Source organism: Caballeronia sp. dw_276 (assembly GCF_018449635.1).
In the GTDB taxonomy this organism is placed as follows: domain Bacteria; phylum Pseudomonadota; class Gammaproteobacteria; order Burkholderiales; family Burkholderiaceae; genus Caballeronia.
Genome location: NZ_JAAVUV010000006.1, coordinates 231250 through 250603, shown reverse-complemented (window position 1 = coordinate 250603; position 19354 = coordinate 231250). Strand labels below are relative to the sequence as shown.

Below are 19354 nucleotides of genomic sequence, written 5' to 3'. Positions count from 1 at the left end.
CAGTTATTGACCTTGGCTGGAAGCCGCAGTGCGGATCAAAGGCGTAGAGCCCGGCATGACGGGCTGTTGAGAGAATTGCTGATGCGCTTCCAGATACTGGTCGAGGCTCGCATCACGGATGATGTTCGCTTCGACAACCGGCGAACGCAGCGTGGCGGCGGGCACCGAAGCCATCGCGACGCGCTGCACGTGATCCGACGAAGAAACGCTCGCCACCTGAACGCCGCTGTGATTGTCGACGCCTTGCAACTGCGGCACGACGATCCACGTGAGCGTGGCCGCAGCCGCCGCGACGGCAAAAGCCGGCACCACGCGACGCCGGAACATGCCCGAACGCGCACGTTCAGCCGATAAAGCCGGAATGGCCGCCGGCGCAAATACGTGCGCTTCGGCCTCGAACCGCGCCGAGAACGCGTTCATGAACGCGCTGCTGGCCGCCGGACTCGCCGCGAGATCGTCGGAACGCAGCGCGTCGCCGATCAGGTGATAGTCCGACCACGCGGCGCGGTCTTTTTGCGTGAATCCGGAAAGAAACTGGCTCAAGTCGCCCGAATCGTCGAGGGATTCCCCGTCGACAAAAGCGGAAAGACGCTCGCCGCGCGAACTAGCTTGCGATTGCACCGAAACCGACCCCATGATGCTCCCCATCTTGACTGCCCCTAGTGACACTACCTGACCCAGATACCGCGTCCCTGCCCCGCGCAACCTCGCTGCTACCAGCGTTTGCCTTCGGGAGTGTCCAGCAACGGACGCAATTTTGCCGCAATGGCTTCGCGAGCACGAAAAATTCTCGATCTGACGGTCCCGATAGGACAATTCATCATCTCGGCAATCTCTTCATAACTCAGACCTTCAATTTCACGAAGAGTGATGGCAGTGCGCAATTCTTCCGGTAAAACCGCCATCGCAGCATTGACCGTCTGTGCGATCTGCTTGCTCATCAACATCGACTCAGGCGTGTTGATATCCCTTAGTTGGTCTGCGTCGGAGAAAGTTTCCGCTTCTTCTGCATCGGCTTCGGTAGAAGTTGGAGCACGGCGGCTTTGAGTGGCAAGATAATTCTTCGCCGTGTTCACTGCAATCCGGTAAAGCCACGTGTAAAACGCCGATTCTCCGCGAAATTGCGGCAACGCGCGGTAAGCCTTGATAAAGGCGTCTTGTGCGACGTCCTCCACTTCGGCGGGGTCGCGAACGAGCCGCGAGATAAGCCGGATAATCTTGCGCTGATATTTGGCGACCAGAAGCTCGAACGCTGCTTTATCGCCCTTCTGCACGCGTTCGACCAGTACCTGATCGATTTCTTTTTCGCTCACCTGGGAAATCCGTTAACTTTGGGGGTGCTACGCGGAGGGCTATTGTAGCGTCACGCCGCTGGGACGCGCCGGATGCTGATGGGCGGTTACAAGCGTTACAGGTGTTCTTGGGCGCACCGCCGGGCGCGAACGGCCAGTTCGCGGAACGCGTTCGGGCCGGTGAGCGCGTCGGCGGGAACCAGCAGTGGCTCGGAACGCCCTTCGGCTGAAACCAGGATCAGTGCAAGCAGACGATCGCTCCACTGCGCGCAACCCGATATTTGCCGATATTGCGCGCGGCCTTCGCGATCCCACGTCGTCAAACCATCCTGACCGATCTCGAATGCAACTGGCCGTCTACGTTCACGCCTGAGCGCCACGCCGCCAAGCCCGACGGTGACAATAAGCGCGGCGACGCAAGCATCGAAAAAACCGGTGTACGCCACAACCGATTGGAATACGGCGCCGGCCGCCACCGCCATGAAGGCCACCGTGGCGACCGATAAAAATCGAGATGTCGTGATTTTCTGCCGGCGGGAAAATTCCGCGAAACCGTCCGCTGGAACTTCCCGCCGCGCCTCATGCGCGCTCGTCACGCGTCCCGTCCGTGCGAACACGTAAGCGCGCCGCGCTCAGTGACGCTTGAAAACGAGCGTGCCGTTCGTACCACCAAAGCCGAACGAGTTTTTCAGCGCCACGTCGATCTTCATTTCCCGCGCTTCGTTCGCACAGTAGTCCAGGTCGCACTCCGGGTCCTGGTTGAAGATGTTGATGGTCGGCGGCGACACCTGATGATGCAGCGCCAGCACCGTGAACACCGACTCCAGTCCGCCCGCGCCGCCGAGCAGATGCCCGGTCATCGACTTGGTGGAGTTCACGACGATCTTCTTGGCATGATCGCCGAACATGTTCTTGATGCCGATGGTTTCCGCCAGATCGCCCAACGGCGTGGACGTGCCATGTGCATTCAGGTAATGCACTTCATCCGGATTGATCTGAGCGTTTTTCAGCGCATTGCGCATGCTGCGACGCGCGCCGTCGCCATCTTCCGGCGGAGCAGTCATGTGGTACGCATCGCCGCTCATGCCGTAGCCGCTGACTTCTGCGTAGATCTTCGCACCACGCGCTTTCGCGTGTTCGTACTCTTCGAGCACCATCACGCCCGCGCCTTCGCCCAGCACGAAACCATCGCGATCCTTGTCCCACGGACGGCTTGCCGTCGCCGGATCGTCGTTGCGCTGCGACAGCGCGCGCGCCGCCGCAAAGCCGCCGATACCCAGCGGCGACACGGTCGCTTCGGCGCCGCCGCAGATCATGACGTCGGCGTCGCCGTATTCGATCAGCCGCGAACCTTCGCCGATGCAATGCAATCCCGTGGTACACGCGGTCACGATCGCCAGATTCGGCCCTTTCAAACCGAAGCGGATGGAAAGATGCCCGGAGATCATGTTGATGATCGATGCCGGCACGAAGAACGGCGAAACCCGGCGCGGACCGCGGTTAAGCAATTCGGTCTGCGTGGCTTCGATCATCGGCAGGCCGCCGATTCCCGAGCCCACTACAACACCCACGCGTTCCGAATTTTCGTCGGTAATTTCAAGCCCGCTGTCCTGCATGGCCTGAACACCGGCTGCAATGCCGTAATGGATAAAGGTATCCATGTGGCGCGCTTCCTTGGCCGGCATATAGTCTTCGACATTGAAGCCTTTGACTTCACCGGCAAAGCGCGTGGAGAAGTTCGTTGTGTCGAACTTCGTGATCTCGCCAATGCCTGACTTGCCGGCGACCAGATTGGCCCAGCCGTCGGCAACGGTATTGCCGACAGGCGAAATCAGCCCAAGGCCTGTAACAACAACACGACGACGGCTCACGGTAACCCCTTATCCATAAATGACAAAAAGCAAAAGCCACAAGATCCACAGGAATGTACCCTGTGAGCCCTGTGGCTGTTAAATCGGTTCGAAGCGCGGTTCGAAGCGCAACAGAGCGTCAACCCCGAATATCGTAGCAGCAGTTGCGTGTTGGCCTTAGGCCTTGACGTTTGCGCGAGCGTAGTCGATTGCTTGCTGAACCGTCGTGATCTTTTCTGCTTCTTCGTCAGGAATTTCCATGCCGAATTCGTCTTCGAGAGCCATCACGAGTTCAACGGTGTCGAGCGAGTCAGCGCCCAGATCGTTGACGAACGAAGCTTCGTTCTTGATTTCGGCTTCGGCGACGCCCAGTTGTTCGGCGACGATCTTCTTCACGCGCTGTTCGATATTGTCCATGCAGCCCTCCGAGGGAAATGTAGTTCAAAAACACAAGTGCGCGCATTTTATCAGGTTTGCACCCGTAATAACCCACGCACGAATCAGGTTTGCTTCACGTGTGACGGGCTTCTGATACACGTCACTTACTTTTAACGACACTTGCTAATGACAGCGCGTTTCATGTCTTGCGCAGCGTGCTTTCAATCAGCATTTTGCGCACCCGCCAAGGCGCGGATATTAACGAAATGCCTGTCACATGTACATGCCGCCGTTCACATGGAGCGTCGTGCCTGTAATGTAGCCCGCGTGCGGCGAAGCCAGGAAAGCCACAGCATGAGCGATATCTTCGGGGCTGCCCAGTCGGCCAAGTGGTATCTGTGCTGTCAATGCCGCACGCTGCGCTTCCGGCAGCACCTTGGTCATGTCGGTGTCGATAAAACCCGGCGCAATGCAGTTCACCGTGATCCCGCGGCTGCCGATTTCGCGCGCCAATGCACGGGTCATGCCCGCCACGCCGGCCTTCGCCGCCGCGTAATTCGCCTGGCCCGGGTTGCCGGAAGACGCCACCACCGACGTGATATTGATGATCCGTCCGCCACGTGCTTTCATCATCGGGCGCAGGACCGCGCGCGACAGGCGGAAGACCGCCCTTAGGTTCGTGTCGATAACGGCATCGAACTCTTCGTCTTTCATGCGCATCGCCAGTTGATCTTTCGTGATCCCGGCGTTGTTCACCAGCACATTCAGAGCGCCGAATTCCTTCACCACGCCGTCGATGAACGCCTCGCTCGCGGCCGCATCCGTTACGTTCAGCACGGCGCCACGGCCTTGCACACCAGCCTCCTTCAGCGCGGCGGTGATCGCTTCGGCGCCGCTTTCGCTGGTCGCCGTACCAATTACGGTCGCGCCCTGACGCGCGAGTTCGAGCGCGATCGAGCGGCCAATCCCGCGCGATGCACCCGTCACCACCACTATCTGCTTGTCCAGAATCATGTCTATTCGTTCCTGTTCCAGTTCTTGTTCAGCCGGCGAGCAGCTTGCGCACTTCGTCGAGCGAAGCGGGATCGAAGATCGACGCGCCGATCAGCGTGCCGTCGATACGTTTCGTCAAGCCGTTCAGCACCTTGCCCGGACCGCATTCGATCACGTGCGTGACGCCTTCATGCGCCATTTTCTGCACGCTTTCCACCCAGCGAACCGGACCCGCGGCCTGGCGCACGAGTGCGTCCTTGATGGCGGCCGGTTCAGCGACGCTGGCGACATCGATGTTATTGATCAGCGGAATCTGCGGCACGCCAATTTCGACGCTTGCCAGATATTCGCGCAACTGGTCCGACGCGGGCTTCAAAAGCGACGAATGGAACGGCGCCGAAACAGGCAGCGGCAACGCGCGTTTCGCACCCTTCGCCTTCGCCAGTTCACAGGCCTTTTCCACCCCGGCCTTCGCGCCCGCGATCACCACTTGCGACGGTGCGTTGAAGTTGACCGCTTCCACGATCCCAGCCGCCGATGCTTCGGCGCAGACGGCGCGCACGGCGTCATCGTCGAGACCGAGGATCGCGGCCATTCCGCCTTCACCGACGGGCACCGCACTTTGCATGGCTTGCGCACGAAAACGCACGAGCGGCACGGCATCGGAGAATCTCAGCGCGCCGGCGGCGACCAACGCCGTATATTCGCCCAGGCTATGCCCGGCCACGAGCGCAGGCTTCAACCCGGTTTCCTTCTCCCACACAAGATAAATCGCGTAAGCCGCCGTCAACATCACGGGTTGCGTGTTGGTCGTGAGGCCGAGGTCCTCCGCCGGACCTTCGGCAATCAGCTTGCCGAGATCCTGATTCAGTGCATCGGATGCCTGTTGCACGGTTTCGCGCACCACGGCGTGATCGGCGAATGCGTTGAGCATGCCAACCGATTGGGAGCCTTGTCCCGGAAAAACGAACGCGAATTTCATGACGTCCTTACTCGATTGAATTGGTCGAATGGCTGATGCGGCTCGGCAGCGCTGGCGTGACGCTACGTTTAGTAGCGGATGACCGACGCGCCCCAGGTAAAGCCGCCGCCGACGCCTTCTATCAGCACATGCTGGCCGCGCTTGATGCGGCCGTCGCGCACGGCGACGTCGAGCGCAAGCGGAATCGATGCAGCCGACGTATTGCCATGCTCGCCCACGGTCACGACCATGCGCTCGAGCGGCACGTGGAGCTTCTTCGCCGTGCTTTCCATGATGCGGATATTGGCTTGATGGGGAATGAGCCAGTCGATGTCGCCAGGCGTGAGTCGTGCCTTTTCAAGCGCCTCGACGGCCACTTTCTCCAGCACCTTCACGGCGAGCTTGAAGACGGCCTGACCGTCCATGTGCAGGAACGCGCTGCCTTCGATCACGCCCTTGTTCACATTGCCCGGCGTGCAAAGAATGCTTGAGTGGCTGCCATCGGCGTGAAGCGCGCTGGAAAGCACGCCCGGTTCATCCGATGCCTGCAGGATGACCGCGCCCGCGCCGTCGCCGAACAGCACGCACGTGGTGCGGTCGTTGAAATCGAGGATGCGCGAGAAGGTTTCCGCGCCGACGACCAGCGCCGTGCGATTCATGCCGCCGCGAATAAAGCTGTCGGCCGTCGCAACGGCGTAGGCGAATCCCGAGCAGACGGCCTGGATATCGAATGCCGCGCCGCCGTTCTTGATGCCGAGTTTGTTTTGAAGCAGGCAAGCCGTGCTGGGGAAAACGAAGTCGGGCGTGGAAGTCGCCACGATGATCAAGTCGATCGAGTCCGGATCGATGCCCGCCGCTTCGATCGCATTGCGCGACGCGTGTAGTGCGAGATCGCTCGTTGTCTCATTGGGTGCGGCGAAATGACGTGCGTGAATACCCGTGCGGGCGACGATCCATTCATCGCTCGTTTCCACGCCTTGCTTGGCCAGCCGGTCGGCCAGATCCTGATTCGTGACGCGATCGGCCGGCAGGTAACTGCCCGTTCCGATGACACGGGAATAGAGATTCGATTGAGCCATTATGCCTTCGAGGGTAGCGCGGCGCCCGATGTCCCCGGCTGCACGAGCGGGGGTAAAGCGGCCGCGTCGTCGACCGGGGCGGCGGATGCGGCCGGGTCCGGAACCACGGTGCCGACTGCATCAGCGGAAGTGCCCAGCGCCGCTTGTTGCACAGGAGCAGCATTATCTTCCATGGCGCGCACGAGCCGTTCCAGCACGCCATTTTTGACCGCATCATACCCGCGTTTGATAGCCCACTCAAACCCGTAGGCTTGCGCCGAACCGTGACTCTTGATGACGAGGCCGCGCAATCCGAGCAGCGCCGCGCCGTTGTATTGGGCAGGATCGACGCGTCGTTTGAAGCGCTTGAGAACCGGCAGTGCGACGATCGCCATCAGCTTGGTCGCGAGCGACCGGCTGAATTCCTCGCGGATCATGTCGCTCAACATTTGCGCGAGACCTTCCGATGTCTTCAGCGCCACATTACCGACAAACCCGTCGCAGACGACTACGTCTGTCGTGCCTTTATAGATGTCGTTGCCTTCCACGTTGCCGTAGAAGTTGAGCGTGCTGGCGCGCAGCAGTTCGCCGGCGCGTTTGATGGTTTCGTTGCCTTTGATGACTTCTTCGCCGATGTTGAGCAAGCCGATAGTGGGCCGCTCCTTGTTGCCAATGGCGGCTACCAGCGCGTGGCCCATCTCGGCGAATTGCAACAAATGCTGCGGCTCGCAATCCACGTTCGCGCCCAGGTCGAGCACGGTGGTGAAGCCTTTCTGGCTCGGCATGGCAAACGCAATAGCCGGCCGTTCGATGCCCGGCAGCGTCTTCAACACGTAGCGAGACACGGCCATCAACGCACCGGTGTTGCCCGCCGAGATGCAGGTTTGCGCCTGCCCCTCTTTAACGAGGTTGAGCGCCACACGCATCGATGAATCTTTTTTCCGGCGCAGCGCGACTTCCACTGGGTCGTCCATCTCGACCACTTCAGTGGCGGGGACGACTGTCAACCGGGTTTCGTCGACGGCCCTGCACTTCTTGAGTTGCGCACGGATAGCCGACTCGATGCCTACAAGAAGCAAATGCGCATCGGGATGCGAACGCACGAAGCTGACAGCGGCGGGAACGGTCACGGACGGGCCGTGGTCGCCTCCCATGCAGTCGATGGTGATCTTTACGGTCATGGAGTGCGACGAATTTCAGGCACAAAAAAGCGGCAGTGAAATGCCGCCTTCTTGTTGCACCAGGAAGATGTCAAACGCGAGCGACCGTGGCTCAAATCATGTATCAGACCATGAGTCAAGACGGCGACGCGAGACGCACCAAGCGTCGCGGACGCACTACGCGCCGAACGCTTAGTCGTTCTTCGTCTTGATGACTTTCTTGCCACGGTAGTAGCCGTTCGGGCTCACGTGGTGACGCAGATGCACTTCACCCGTACCCGGCTCGACAGCCAGCGCCGGCGCCGTGAGGAAGTCGTGCGAACGATGCATGCCGCGCTTGGACGGCGATTTCTTGTTTTGCTGAACTGCCATGATGACTCCAGAAAAATTTTGCGAATTCTAACACAGCTCGACACACCGGCGACCCTGACCTGTGGCCAGTGAATCGATCCGGACGCATCGCGCCAGATAACGGATACTCCAACTTCTTCAATGCGTGTCGCTGCCGGAACCGCCCTGCTTGAGCTTGCCGAGCGCGGCGAACGGATTGGGTCTTCCAGAGCCGCCATCCTGCTGCGAGTCTGCTTCGCCATTCAGACCACCTTCGTCCAGCTCGCCCTCGGCGCTGTAGACACCTGTATTCAGGCTCTCATGCACTTGGGGACACACGTCGTGCTTGGGCACGAGCGGCAAGGACAACAACAATTCATCCTCGATCAAGTCGATGAGATCGAACTGGCGTGAGCCCACGATCACCTCGACTTCATCGTTGTCCAGCGGAAATTCGTCCGCTTCTTCTTCCGTCAACACAATGCGATACGTTGCGTCGACATCAAGATGCTGCGAATACGGCGACAAACACCGCTGACATTCGATCCATGCCGACCCGTGCACGGCAAGCCGCAAATACGGCTGCGGCGCTTCGGTGCCGTCGTCCTGCAATTCAGGCTGCATGGAGCCTTCGGCTTGCCATGAAAACACCGTGTCGCGATCGGGCGCGTCCGCCGGTACTTCATTGAGCAAACGCGGCAACTGCGAGACCCGTACGCCGCCTGCTGCCTGCCGGCGGCTTTGCGCAAAGTCGAACAGGTCGAGCGAGCGCAAGTCCGCGGGACATGCAGGTTTGCCAGGATTTTGTGTCATGTGCGCTCCTGCAGGTGATCATTACCGTGACGGCCGGACCGGCAAGTCCGCAGAGTACGATCGGGATGGAAGCTGCAGTATGCACCGCCCTGAACCCGTCCGGCTGGTGTGGTTTATCCCGAGTTATCCCGACCCGCCAAGCTGGACGAAGCGGAAGGCTCACGCAATCACGTCCATGTGCTTCTGGCACTAAATTCCGCACTAAATCCGGCACTAAATCCACCCGTACGCCTCGGTACACTTCCAGCCGTCGCGCTTCATCGGAAAATGCGGAAAAGCGCCTCGCATACCGATGAAAAGCCCAAAACTATAGCGGCTTTGTCTTTTCGAGTCAAACACTTATCCTTCGGGTTGCGGCACGGCCGCTTGAGCCCCCCACCTTCTCGTTTATAGCCGACTTTTTCATGCCCGATGTCTCAAACCAGCCGCGCCTCGTCCTTGCGTCGAGTTCGCGTTACCGCCGGGAATTGCTCGAACGCCTGCGCATTCCGTTCGACGTGATCACGCCCGATATCGATGAAACGCCGCTCGATGAAGAACCGCCGGAAGCCACGGCCCTGCGGCTTTCTGTGGCGAAGGCGCAAGCCGCCGCGACGCGTGTCACCCATGCATCCGGCGCGCTCGTGATCGGTTCGGACCAGGTCGCGACATGCGACGGCCGGCAGATCGGCAAGCCCGGCACACACGAAAACGCGCGTGCCCAGCTTCAGTCGATGCGCGGCAAAAGCGTCGAATTTCACAGCGCGCTGTGCCTCTTCGATAACCGCACGGGCCACGTTCAATCTGCCGATATCGTTACGCGCGTGCAGTTTCGTCACCTTTCGGACGAAGAAATCGAAGTGTATTTGCTCGCCGAGACGCCTTATGACGTGGCGGGAAGCGCGAAATCCGAGGGACTGGGCATCACGCTCGTCGATGCCATTCATTCCGACGACCCCACCGCACTGGTCGGTTTGCCGCTGATTGCGTTATCCAAGATGCTGCGCGCGGCCGGATTTCCTTTGGTGGGGGCGGCATGAGCGGCGTTCTGTATCTGATTCCCAACACACTCGGCGATGGCGACAGCGCAGCGCTCGCCGACGTCCTGCCCGAACCCGTGCGGGCGCGCGCGGCCGTGTTGCAGTATTACATCGGCGAAAACGCAAAAACGACGCGTGCATTCCTGAAGAAAGTCGGCACCGAGCGCCCGATCCAGGAAATCGAAATCCGCGAATTGAACGTGAACACGCCACCGGGTGAAGTCGAAAAGCTGCTCAAGCCGATCCTGGCCGGGACCGACGCGGGACTCGTTTCCGAAGCCGGTTGTCCGGCGGTCGCCGATCCAGGCGCCCTGCTCGTGCGCCGTGCGCATGAACGCGGCGTGAAGGTCGTGCCGTTCGTCGGCCCGAGCTCGATTTTGCTGGCGTTGATGGCATCTGGAATGAACGGGCAGAGTTTTGCGTTCAACGGCTATCTTCCCGTCGATGCCGCCGAGCGCGGCAAACGCCTGCGCGAGCTGGAAGTGTTGTCGAGGAAGGCGAACCAGACGCAAATCTTTATTGAAACGCCATACCGGAACCGGGCGCTGCTGGACACGTTGCTTGCGACGTGCGCGCCGTCGACGCTGGTTTGCGTCGCGGTGGACCTGACGATGCCGGAGGAAACGATCGTCACTCGGACGGTCGCCGAGTGGAAGAAGAAAACCGCGCCGGAACTGCACAAACGGCCGGCGATCTTCCTGCTGCTGGGCGCCTAAAAAAACGCTCGCCTGAATCTCCAAGGCGAGCGTTTTTCATTCAGCGGCGAAAACTTACTTCAACTGCATCTTGCCGCCCATCATCAGCGCGCTCATCGATGCATTCCCCACCGCCGCGCCAAATTTCCGCGCAACGCGCTCGCCGATGCTCTCTTTCTGCGTGTAATCGATGATATCCGGCTGCTTCACGATCTCCCGCGCAACGTAATCAGCGTCGCCGAAACCATCGGCGAGACCGAGTTCCACGCTCTTCTGGCCCGTCCAGAACATGCCCGAAAACAGATCGGGATTGTCTTTCAGGCGTGAGCCGCGGCCCTTTTTGACGGCATCGATGAATTGCGTATGGATCTGGTCCAGCATTTCCTGCGCGTGGGCATCCATACCCGGCGTTTCTGGCGAGAACGGATCGAAAGCGCCCTTGTTCGCGCCCGACGTATGCAGGCGGCGCTCCACGCCCAGCTTGCTCATCAGGCCCGTGAAGCCGAAACCGTCCATCAGCACGCCGATAGAACCCACGATGCTCGCTTTATCGACGTAAATCTTGTCAGCGGCCGCGGCGGCGTAATATCCGCCCGACGCGCACATGTCGTTCACGACTACGTAGAGCGGTTTCGACGGATATTTGGTCCGCAAACGCGTGATCTCGCGATTGATGATGCCCGCCTGCACAGGACTGCCGCCCGGGCTGTTGCAGCGGAGGATCACGGCTGCCGTCGCGTCGTCTTCGAACGCACTGTCGAGCGCTGCATTCACGTTGTCCGCGCTGGCGTCGCTATTGGCGGAAATTTCGCCTTCCAGCTCCACGAGCGCCGTGTGACGCGCAGTCTTCGATACCTTGTCGCCGGTGAAATCGAATGCGCGCCAGACCGCGACGGCCAGGATCGCGAGGAAAACGAAGCGGAAAAAGATCCGCCAGCGGCGCGCCGAGCGCTGTTCGTTGATGGCCGCGAGCGCAATGCGTTCGAGCGCGGCGCGCTCCCAGTTTTCGCCTTTTGCACCGGCCGGTGGGACAGCCGCAGAGGTTGAACGCGCCGGGTCGGAAGGTTCAGTGGGAATGTGATCGGACATGCGTCGCCTGGATGACAGATTAAAAGATTAAGCGGGGATTTTGATTCAAGCAGGACGCAGGTCGTCGTCAGGAAGCCAGAAAACAGCGCGGCCTTCCGGCGTCTCGCGCTCTTCGGTTTCGATCTTCCGCAAACGCGCGCCGCGGCACGGGCCGCCAACGCATTTTCCCGTGTCCGGCTCGTAAATCGCGCCATGAGTGGCGCACATCAAGTATAAGCCGGAGCTCTCGAAGAACTTGCCTTCGGACCAGTCCAGCTCCATGGGAACGTGCGCGCACTGGTTCAGATAGCCGAACGGCTTACCGTCGTATCGGACGAAAAACACCGTGGCTGCACCGCTTTTGCCGATTGCGTCGCGGCGCAGTCCGTCGCCGCCGTCGACCAGTTCCTCCGATGCACACACACGCACAGCTTGGGGCGGCGCTCCGGTCATGCGTTCTCTCGCAGCCAGTCGTCGAGCGCGGCCACGTCTTCGGCCACGAACAAAGGCTCCAGCGCATGCAGCGATTTGGCCGGATGCGCGCCGTAGGTCACGCCGACAGACGCCGCGCCCGCATTCTTCGCCATTTGCAGGTCGTGCGTGGTGTCGCCGATCATCACCGTCCGGTTCACGTCCTGGCCGAGTTCGCGCGTCAGTTCGTGCAGCATCGCGGGATGTGGCTTGGAGAAGGTTTCATCGGCGCAGCGGGTGCCGTCGAACAGGCTCGTCAGGCGCGACTGGTCCAGCGCCCGGTTCAAACCAACGCGGCTTTTGCCCGTCGCGACCGCCAGCAAATAACCTTCGTCGCGAAGGTTTTGCAGCATTTGCCGCACGCCGTCGAAGAGCTCGGTCTGCTCGCCCTTGATCAGATAGTGAAAGCGATATCGCTCCGCCAGCTTCGGATAATCGACGGGATCGAGCGTCGGGGCGGCAATCTGCAATGCGTCGCGCAATCCGAGCCCGATCACGTAGCTGGCGGCTTCGTCGGCGGGAACGGGCAGGTCCAGGTCGCGGCATGCCGCCTGGATGCTGCGCGTAATGTGCGCCGTGGAGTCCATCAAGGTGCCGTCCCAGTCGAAGACAATCAGGTCGAATTGCTGACGCGCCATTTTATTGGGTCTCTCTGGAAGATTGTTTGAGTTGTTCGATAAACCGTTTGCATTCGGCCGGCAGCGGCGCCTCGACCTGAAGCGTCTCGCCCGTCGACGGATGCACGAGTTTCAGCCGGAAAGCGTGCAAAAACATGCGCTTGAGCGACGGATCAGCGTTCGGGCGGACCAGATTCTTGTTCAGCGCGAAGTCGCCATATTTGGCATCGCCGGCAATCGGCAGGCCGATGTGCGCCATATGCACGCGAATCTGGTGTGTGCGGCCCGTTTTTAGTTCGGCTTCGACCCACGCGTACTCGTCGAAACGTTCGATCAGGTTGAAAACCGTGTGCGACGCAAGCCCGTCGTCCTGTACCCGCACGCGCCGCTCGCCTTCGGGCGTCAGATATTTGTGCAAGGATTCTTTCACAATCCTTCGACGCCCCCAGCCCGCGAGCCAGTCGCCATGACCGACCGCCTGATAGCGTTTATCGATTTTGTTGTCGCGCATTTGCTCGTGCAGGTTCACGAGCGCCGAACGCTTTTTCGCGAGCATCAGCACGCCGGACGTCTCGCGATCCAGCCGATGCACCAGTTCAAGAAACTTTGCCTGCGGACGCGCGTTGCGCAATTGCTCGATCACGCCGAATGCCACGCCGCTGCCGCCATGAACGGCGACGCCGGCGGGTTTGTCGATGACGATCAAGTGGTCGTCTTCAAACAGTATGGGGAATTCGGCCGCGGGCGCATTCGATGAGACCGGTGTCTCGTCCAGTTGAGCGGTACGGATCGGCGGCACCCGGACCAGGTCGCCCATTTCCAGCCGGTAAGCTGCGTCGATGCGCCCTTTGTTCACACGAACTTCGCCGCTGCGCAAAATCCGGTAAATGTGACTTTTTGGCACGCCTTTGCAGACGCGCAGTAAAAAATTGTCGATGCGCTGACCCGCCGCATTTTCGTCGATCTCGATCATGGAGACCTGTTCGCTCGCGACCTTTTTATGGGATGTTTTGCCTAACTCATTCATTCTGAATATAATTTGCGGACAGTCTGGAAAAAGCCACTAAGCTGGCCGGATGTAGTCAGACTGTACAGGTGCAAGCGGATAACCGTTATTTTACTTGCGCCCAGGGCCAGTTGCTCACCCGGAAAACGGAGTAACGAGTTGCACGCACGGCGATATCGCGCGGCAGGGACGGTGCCCACAGGCGCGTTCGGTCGAGTCGATCGCCGACACGGTAACGGATTTTTGGCGATCAAGAATTTTATCGGCGAGAGTTGATGAAGGCCGGATTTTTATTCGGCTGACTTCCGGATTCGACCCCGGGTATCAGGCAGGTATCGAGAAGATATTGGGCGGGTATCAGGTTGGGTGAACGGAACATCGGCGCTTTGCCGTAGCGAAGAAAACAGTGGTCTGCTGCAAGCTGCGCTGAAACGGGCGAAGCGTGGCGGACATTGTCATAAGGCGAGACACCCAACGCGGTTATCGGGCTCTTTGAGCGCCTGAAAAGCCACAACGGCAGTCTGCCGCAGTTTTGAAGAAGGCCTGGCGGTCTTGATTTCCGCGCTGCTTGTACGTTTTTTTGCGCAGAAGACCCCGGCTGAAAAGAGACTGCTGCAGGATGCATCCGGCTGCTGCTGGCTGCGCTGCCGGCTCCTCGAGTCGTTTCATGAACGTCGAGCCGCAGTGCTGTGCCGCTTAAGCCGACAGCCGTCGAATCACGGCGTGTCAAACCTGTTCGCATGTGCCCAGGGCTTTTTACCTGTCGCGACGCACCTCGTCGCACATTGGTGGCAAAGCCCGCCTCAGGCAATTCTCCGAGCCAGAACTCCCGCTCCAGCGTGCTTTGTGACAACAAACACATAAGCGCGGCGCGCCCGCCCTCCTGCTTCACGCGACTGACAACCGCGCGAATTCGCTCGACGGGGGCCGGTAGAGCCGCTCTGGAGCCGTTCAATGAAACGCATGCTGTTTAACGCGACGCAGCAAGAAGAATTGCGCGTCGCCATCGTCGATGGGCAAAAACTGATCGACATCGACATCGAAACCGCCGGGCGCGAACAGCGCAAAGGCAATATCTACAAGGGAGTCATTACCCGCATCGAGCCCTCGCTCGAAGCCTGTTTCGTGAACTATGGCGAAGACCGCCACGGTTTTCTGCCGTTCAAGGAAGTTGCCCGCCAGTATTTCAAGGACGGCGTCGACATGCGTTCTGCGCGCATTCAGGACGCGCTGCGCGAAGGTCAGGAACTGATCATCCAGGTGGAAAAGGAAGAACGCGGCAACAAGGGCGCGGCCCTGACCACGTTCATCTCGCTTGCCGGACGTTACCTCGTCCTGATGCCGAACAACCCGCGTGGCGGTGGTGTATCGCGCCGGATCGAGGGCGACGAGCGCCAGGAATTGCGCGAAACGATGTCCCAGCTCGATTTGCCCGAAGGCATGAGCATCATCGCGCGTACGGCAGGGATTGGCCGTTCGGCCGAAGAACTGCAGTGGGATTTGAACTACCTGATGCAATTGTGGCGCGCGGTGGAAGCGGCGTCGCAAAGCGGCGTAGCCGGCAAGCCGATGCTGATTTATCTCGAATCCAGCCTCGTGATCCGCGCAATCCGCGATTACTTCCAGCCGGATATCGGCGAAATTCTCATCGATACCACCGAGATCCATGACCAGGCCAGCGCCTTCATGGACATCGTGATGCCGGATAACTTGAGCAAAGTTAAGCGCTATCACGACGACGTTCCCCTCTTCTCCCGTTTCCAGATCGAACACCAGATCGAAACCGCGTATTCGCGCACGGTGCCGTTGCCCTCGGGCGGCGCGATCGTGATCGACCACACGGAAGCGCTGGTTGCCATCGACGTGAACTCGGCGCGCTCGACCAAGGGCGCGGATATCGAGGAAACGGCAACGCGCACGAACCTCGAGGCCGCCGACGAAGTCGCACGCCAGCTGCGCCTGCGCGATCTGGGCGGCTTGATCGTGATCGACTTCATCGACATGGAGTCGGCCAAGAGCCAGCGCGAGGTCGAACAGCGCCTGAAAGACGCGTTGAAGCACGATCGTGCGCGCGTACAAATGGGCAAGATTTCGCGTTTCGGTTTGATGGAACTGTCGCGTCAGCGCCTGCGTCCGGCACTCTCCGAAGGCAGCCATGTGACGTGCCCGCGATGTAACGGCACAGGTCACATCCGCGATACCGAATCGTCCGCGCTGCAAGTGCTGCGGATCATTCAGGAAGAAGCAATGAAGGAAAACACCGCGGCAATTCATTGCCAGGTGCCGGTGGAAGTCACCGCTTTCCTGCTGAATGAAAAGCGTTCGGAAATCAACAAGATCGAGTCGCGTTTCAAGGTCAACGTCGTGTTGATCCCGAACAAGCACCTCGAAACGCCGCATTACAAGCTGGAACGCCTGCGTCACGACGACACGCGTCTGGACGAGCCGCGTGCATCGTGGAAGATGGCCGAGGAAGCCGCGCACGAACTGGAATCCGAAACGGGTTACAGCAAGCGCACCGAGGAAGTGAAGCCCAAGCAGGAAGCCATGGTCAAGGGCATCACGCCGGCTTCGCCTGCGCCGAGCGCGCCGGTGAAGGTTGCGGCGGCTCCGGTTGCAGCGCCTGCGCCGGTGGCGGCATCGACGGGCGGGTTCATCGGCTGGTTGAAGAACCTGTTTGGCGTGCAGCCGGAAGCGAAGCCGGCGCCAGCGCCGGTCGTCACGCCTGCGCCGGCACGTCCGGCACGGGGCGACCGGCCGGAACGTTCGGGACAAGGTGGTGACCGGAACCGGAATCGCCGTGGCGGCGCCGGTTCGCGCGACAGTGCAGCGGCTGTTGCAGGCACGCCAAACGCGCCGGGTACGGCAGGTGGCCGTCAGAATCCGCGCCGCGAGGAACGGGAACCGAAGGAAGCGCGTGAACCGCGCGAAGGCCGTGAAGGTCGCGAACCGCGCGAGCCTCGAGAAGCGCGCGAACCGCGTGGTGGCCGTGAAGGCCGCGAGCCGCGTGAAGCACGTGAAGGCCGCGAGCCCCGGGAACAGCGTGAGCCGCGCGAACCGCGTGAATCGCGCGATAACCGTGAGCGTGCGGAAGCTGCCGATCGGGGTGAACGTCGTGAACGCGGCGATCGTCCAGAACGCGGTGAGCGCAAGAAGCCACAGCCGGAAGCCGCCGTTGAAGCATTGACGCAAGGCGAAACGGTGGTTTCGGAGTTGTCGGAAAACGCGCAAGCAAGTCAGGAATCGCAGCAAAACGGCAACGCCGACGCACTGCAGGCCGATCAGGCGAGCGCAGCGCGTGAAGGCGAAGAACGCCGCCGCCGTCGTCGTGGCCGTCGTGGTGGACGCCGCGATCGCGAGGAAGAAGGCGTAACGGTCAATCAGGCCGCGGATATCGCAGAAGGCGAAGGCACGGCTGAAAGCACCGACCCGGAACGCGCTCAAGCTGGCGTATTCGATACCGATGGCGACGACACGCGCGAGTTCGCGCCCGCCGCAGCCAAGCCGGTTCAAGCGGCTCCTGCACCGGCGCCGGCTGTAACGGTCGAGCCGGTTGCGGCTGCGGCTGTTGCTGTGACCGAATTGCCCGAGCCGGTTCGCGCCGTGCCGGTCGAAACGGCCGCACCGCTTGCCGCTCCTGCAGTACAGCCGATCGAAGCGAAGCACGCCGAGGCCGAAGGATTCGTGGTTCAGCACGAGGCGCATGAAGTTCACACGCCACATGCTGAAAACGAAACGCCCGCAATCAACGTGTTCGAGAAACCGGCGGCACCGCAGCCGGTTGAGAACCCGTTTGGCCCGACGCCGAAGGTAGCGGAAGAAAAGCCGGCGAGTCCGTTCATCGATGCCCCGAAAGCCGAGGAGCCTGCGGTTGCTCAAGCAGCGCCGCAAGCCGTCGAAACGCTTGCCCAGCATGCTGAGCCGTTGAAGACGGCGGCGGTTGCCGCATCGCCGGAATCGGAAATGGTGTCGGCGATTGCACCGTCCGTGCCCGTGGTGGCGGAAGCGCCCGCGCCGGTCGAGTCCGAGCCGGTAAAGGCCTTCGAAGCGGTGGAAACGGCCGCGTCGGCTCCGGTCGCTCCGGCTCCGGCTCCGGCAGCCGCTCCGGTCGCGCTGAAAGAAGAAGCCCTCAAGCCGATGCTGGACACGGCGGGGCTCGTCTGGGTGAACACCGACGCCGATAAGCTCCGCGCCGCCCGCGAAGCTGCGGCTCAGGTAGAAGCGCCGAAACGCGTCGTGCGGGAGCGCAAGCGCCTGCCGCCGCTCGACGCCGCGCCGATGCAACAAGTCGAAACGGGTAAAGACGCGCAATAAAGACGCTGATTAAGCGCCCGACGTTTTGACAAGAGCGCCACGTGACTCAGGTCCGTGGCGCTTTTTTATTCTTGCGTGTGCAAAAACGCCATAAAGAGAGAGTGGCAACTCACCCCTGAACCGCCCTTCCGCTAAAATGAGTTGTTCGAAGTTAATAGCAGCCGAAGGGCGTTTGCTCAGGCACCTCCCCGCCGCTGCTTCCGAGAAATAAAACGATCATGTCCCGCCGCATCATTCCCGTCACCGATGTCACCGCGATCCCGGCCTTCCCGGGAGCCGTGGCGACGCCGACCGGATTGCTCACTGACAGGCTGTCACGCGACTTGCGCGATCTGCGCATCTCGGTGACCGATCGTTGCAACTTTCGCTGCGTGTACTGCATGCCGCGCGAAGTGTTCGATAAAAACTACGAATTCCTGCCGCACAGCGCGCTGCTGTCCTTCGAGGAAATCGAACGGCTGGCGCGGCTTTTTGTTGCCCATGGGGTCGAGAAGATCCGGCTGACGGGCGGCGAGCCGCTGTTGCGAAAGAACATCGAATTCCTGATCGAACGGCTGGCGCTCATGCGCACGCCCGAAGGCAGGCCGCTCGACATCACGCTGACTACCAACGGTTCCATTCTCGGGCGCAAAGCCCGGTCGCTGAAGGACGCGGGCCTGTCGCGAGTCACGGTAAGCCTCGATGCGCTCGACGACGCATTGTTTCGCCGCATGAACGACGCTGATTTCGCCGTCGCCGATGTGCTCGATGGCATCGAAGCGGCGCATGCGGTCGGGCTGGCGCCGCTGAAGGTGAACATGGTCGTCAAGCGTGGCACGAACGACGCCGAAATCGTGCCCATGGCGCGCCATTTCAAAGGCAGCGGCACGGTGCTGCGGTTTATCGAATATATGGACGTAGGTGCGTCCAACGGCTGGAACATGAGCGAAGTGCTGCCTTCGGCGGATGTCGTTGCGCGTATCGCCGAACATTTTCCGCTGCAGCCGCTCGAGGCTCACAACGACGCCGAAACCGCGCAACGCTGGGGTTACCAGGACGGCAGCGGCGAGATCGGCGTCATTTCGAGCGTTACGCGCGCGTTTTGCGGGACTTGCACGCGGGCGCGGTTATCGACGGAAGGCAAGCTGTACCTGTGTTTGTTCGCCACCTCCGGTCACGATCTGCGCGCGTTGATTCGCAGCGGCGCGAGCGACGCAACCGTCGCCACGGCCATCGCGCGAATCTGGGAAGCACGCACCGACCGATACTCGGAGCTTCGCGGCAGTAATTCGCTGCCGGCGGCAGATCCGGACGCACGGCGCGTCGAAATGTCGTACATCGGCGGCTGAC

The 19354-nt window shown here is 60.8% G+C and carries 19 protein-coding genes and 1 pseudogene; 4 read left to right on the top strand and 16 right to left on the bottom strand.

The genetic code is table 11. The annotated features are described in order from the left end of the window. Positions 1-3 precede the first annotated feature (3 nt). The 11 genes and pseudogenes from HB633_RS14855 to HB633_RS14805 form a co-directional block, all read right to left on the bottom strand. On the bottom strand, positions 4-636 hold the full coding sequence (locus HB633_RS14855; RefSeq protein WP_213778829.1) for a sigma-E factor negative regulatory protein: 633 nt from the start codon (positions 634-636) through the stop codon (positions 4-6). A gap of 77 nt (positions 637-713) precedes the next feature. Further along, a complete protein-coding gene (gene rpoE / locus HB633_RS14850) occupies positions 714-1313 on the bottom strand; it encodes an RNA polymerase sigma factor RpoE (protein ID WP_031363443.1) in 600 nt (199 codons plus the stop codon). 95 nt (positions 1314-1408) lie between these two features. Then, positions 1409-1909, bottom strand: coding sequence for a hypothetical protein (locus HB633_RS14845; RefSeq protein ID WP_255580936.1), 501 nt, complete (start codon positions 1907-1909; stop codon positions 1409-1411). Positions 1910-1924: 15 nt separating this feature from the next. After that, entirely contained in the window at positions 1925-3163 is a 1239-nt protein-coding gene (gene fabF / locus HB633_RS14840) for a beta-ketoacyl-ACP synthase II (RefSeq protein ID WP_213778828.1), read from the bottom strand. 156 nt (positions 3164-3319) lie between these two features. Then, positions 3320-3559 (bottom strand): acyl carrier protein, encoded by a 240-nt coding sequence (gene acpP, locus HB633_RS14835; RefSeq protein ID WP_004197638.1) that lies wholly within the window; start codon positions 3557-3559, stop codon positions 3320-3322. A gap of 234 nt (positions 3560-3793) precedes the next feature. Then, positions 3794-4540 carry a 3-oxoacyl-ACP reductase FabG gene (gene fabG / locus HB633_RS14830; RefSeq protein WP_213779085.1) on the bottom strand — a complete coding sequence of 249 codons (747 nt, stop codon included), beginning with the start codon at positions 4538-4540 and terminating at the stop codon, positions 3794-3796. A 22-nt stretch (positions 4541-4562) separates the two neighbouring features. Continuing rightward, a complete protein-coding gene (fabD, locus tag HB633_RS14825; protein WP_213778827.1) occupies positions 4563-5495 on the bottom strand; it encodes an ACP S-malonyltransferase in 933 nt (310 codons plus the stop codon). 68 nt (positions 5496-5563) lie between these two features. Next, positions 5564-6553, bottom strand: a complete 990-nt coding sequence (locus tag HB633_RS14820; RefSeq protein ID WP_213778826.1) for a beta-ketoacyl-ACP synthase III — start codon at positions 6551-6553, stop codon at positions 5564-5566. Between the two features lie 158 nt (positions 6554-6711). Beyond that, a pseudogene (gene plsX, locus HB633_RS14815) lies at positions 6712-7713 on the bottom strand (phosphate acyltransferase PlsX); the annotation flags it as partial. A 171-nt stretch (positions 7714-7884) separates the two neighbouring features. After that, positions 7885-8064: a 50S ribosomal protein L32 gene (gene rpmF, locus HB633_RS14810; RefSeq protein ID WP_056354381.1), complete on the bottom strand. Its 180-nt coding sequence runs from the start codon at positions 8062-8064 to the stop codon at positions 7885-7887. Positions 8065-8181: 117 nt separating this feature from the next. Next, complete coding sequence (locus HB633_RS14805) at positions 8182-8835, bottom strand: YceD family protein (RefSeq protein WP_213778825.1); 654 nt, start codon at positions 8833-8835, stop codon at positions 8182-8184. 404 nt (positions 8836-9239) lie between these two features. Between HB633_RS14805 and HB633_RS14800 the strand changes: the two genes are divergently transcribed. Then, a complete protein-coding gene (locus HB633_RS14800) occupies positions 9240-9854 on the top strand; it encodes a Maf-like protein (protein ID WP_213778824.1) in 615 nt (204 codons plus the stop codon). Further along, complete coding sequence (locus tag HB633_RS14795) at positions 9851-10570, top strand: SAM-dependent methyltransferase (RefSeq protein WP_213778823.1); 720 nt, start codon at positions 9851-9853, stop codon at positions 10568-10570. The genes HB633_RS14800 and HB633_RS14795 overlap by 4 nt, the downstream gene beginning before the upstream one ends. A gap of 54 nt (positions 10571-10624) precedes the next feature. Here HB633_RS14795 and HB633_RS14790 read toward each other — a convergent pair whose 3' ends face one another. The 5 genes from HB633_RS14790 to HB633_RS14770 all read right to left on the bottom strand — a co-directional run bounded on the left by HB633_RS14790 (position 10625) and on the right by HB633_RS14770 (position 14603). Beyond that, a complete protein-coding gene (locus tag HB633_RS14790) occupies positions 10625-11638 on the bottom strand; it encodes a S49 family peptidase (protein ID WP_213778822.1) in 1014 nt (337 codons plus the stop codon). A gap of 45 nt (positions 11639-11683) precedes the next feature. After that, a complete protein-coding gene (locus tag HB633_RS14785) occupies positions 11684-12070 on the bottom strand; it encodes a Rieske 2Fe-2S domain-containing protein (protein WP_213778821.1) in 387 nt (128 codons plus the stop codon). Next, positions 12067-12726, bottom strand: a complete 660-nt coding sequence (locus tag HB633_RS14780; RefSeq protein WP_213778820.1) for an HAD-IIIA family hydrolase — start codon at positions 12724-12726, stop codon at positions 12067-12069. Before HB633_RS14780 ends, HB633_RS14785 begins: the two co-directional genes overlap by 4 nt. 1 nt (position 12727) lies before the next feature. Further along, positions 12728-13732, bottom strand: a complete 1005-nt coding sequence (locus tag HB633_RS14775; RefSeq protein WP_213778819.1) for an RluA family pseudouridine synthase — start codon at positions 13730-13732, stop codon at positions 12728-12730. Between the two features lie 238 nt (positions 13733-13970). Beyond that, positions 13971-14603 carry a hypothetical protein gene (locus tag HB633_RS14770; protein WP_213778818.1) on the bottom strand — a complete coding sequence of 211 codons (633 nt, stop codon included), beginning with the start codon at positions 14601-14603 and terminating at the stop codon, positions 13971-13973. A gap of 62 nt (positions 14604-14665) precedes the next feature. Between HB633_RS14770 and HB633_RS14765 the strand changes: the two genes are divergently transcribed. Together HB633_RS14765 and moaA are read left to right on the top strand one after the other, a co-directional pair. Beyond that, the gene (locus HB633_RS14765) at positions 14666-18025 is read left to right on the top strand and encodes an Rne/Rng family ribonuclease (RefSeq protein ID WP_213778817.1); all 3360 of its coding nucleotides are present in this window, start codon (positions 14666-14668) and stop codon (positions 18023-18025) included. Between the two features lie 218 nt (positions 18026-18243). Continuing rightward, positions 18244-19353, top strand: a complete 1110-nt coding sequence (gene moaA / locus HB633_RS14760; RefSeq protein ID WP_213778816.1) for a GTP 3',8-cyclase MoaA — start codon at positions 18244-18246, stop codon at positions 19351-19353. The last annotated feature ends 1 nt before the right edge of the window (position 19354 follow it).

What these genes read in the sequence shown, in the direction of transcription:
- HB633_RS14765 (WP_213778817.1), top strand. Translation starts at nt 14,666, where the DNA reads ATGAAACGCATGCTGTTTAACGCGACGCAGCAAGAAGAATTGCGCGTC.
- HB633_RS14855 (WP_213778829.1), bottom strand. Translation starts at nt 636, where the DNA reads ATGGGGTCGGTTTCGGTGCAATCGCAAGCTAGTTCGCGCGGCGAGCGT.
- fabD (WP_213778827.1), bottom strand. Translation starts at nt 5,495, where the DNA reads ATGAAATTCGCGTTCGTTTTTCCGGGACAAGGCTCCCAATCGGTTGGC.
- HB633_RS14820 (WP_213778826.1), bottom strand. Translation starts at nt 6,553, where the DNA reads ATGGCTCAATCGAATCTCTATTCCCGTGTCATCGGAACGGGCAGTTAC.
- HB633_RS14795 (WP_213778823.1), top strand. Translation starts at nt 9,851, where the DNA reads ATGAGCGGCGTTCTGTATCTGATTCCCAACACACTCGGCGATGGCGAC.
- moaA (WP_213778816.1), top strand. Translation starts at nt 18,244, where the DNA reads ATGTCCCGCCGCATCATTCCCGTCACCGATGTCACCGCGATCCCGGCC.
- rpmF (WP_056354381.1), bottom strand. Translation starts at nt 8,064, where the DNA reads ATGGCAGTTCAGCAAAACAAGAAATCGCCGTCCAAGCGCGGCATGCAT.
- HB633_RS14790 (WP_213778822.1), bottom strand. Translation starts at nt 11,638, where the DNA reads ATGTCCGATCACATTCCCACTGAACCTTCCGACCCGGCGCGTTCAACC.
- acpP (WP_004197638.1), bottom strand. Translation starts at nt 3,559, where the DNA reads ATGGACAATATCGAACAGCGCGTGAAGAAGATCGTCGCCGAACAACTG.
- HB633_RS14805 (WP_213778825.1), bottom strand. Translation starts at nt 8,835, where the DNA reads ATGACACAAAATCCTGGCAAACCTGCATGTCCCGCGGACTTGCGCTCG.
- HB633_RS14780 (WP_213778820.1), bottom strand. Translation starts at nt 12,726, where the DNA reads ATGGCGCGTCAGCAATTCGACCTGATTGTCTTCGACTGGGACGGCACC.
- HB633_RS14775 (WP_213778819.1), bottom strand. Translation starts at nt 13,732, where the DNA reads ATGAATGAGTTAGGCAAAACATCCCATAAAAAGGTCGCGAGCGAACAG.
- HB633_RS14800 (WP_213778824.1), top strand. Translation starts at nt 9,240, where the DNA reads ATGCCCGATGTCTCAAACCAGCCGCGCCTCGTCCTTGCGTCGAGTTCG.
- HB633_RS14785 (WP_213778821.1), bottom strand. Translation starts at nt 12,070, where the DNA reads ATGACCGGAGCGCCGCCCCAAGCTGTGCGTGTGTGTGCATCGGAGGAA.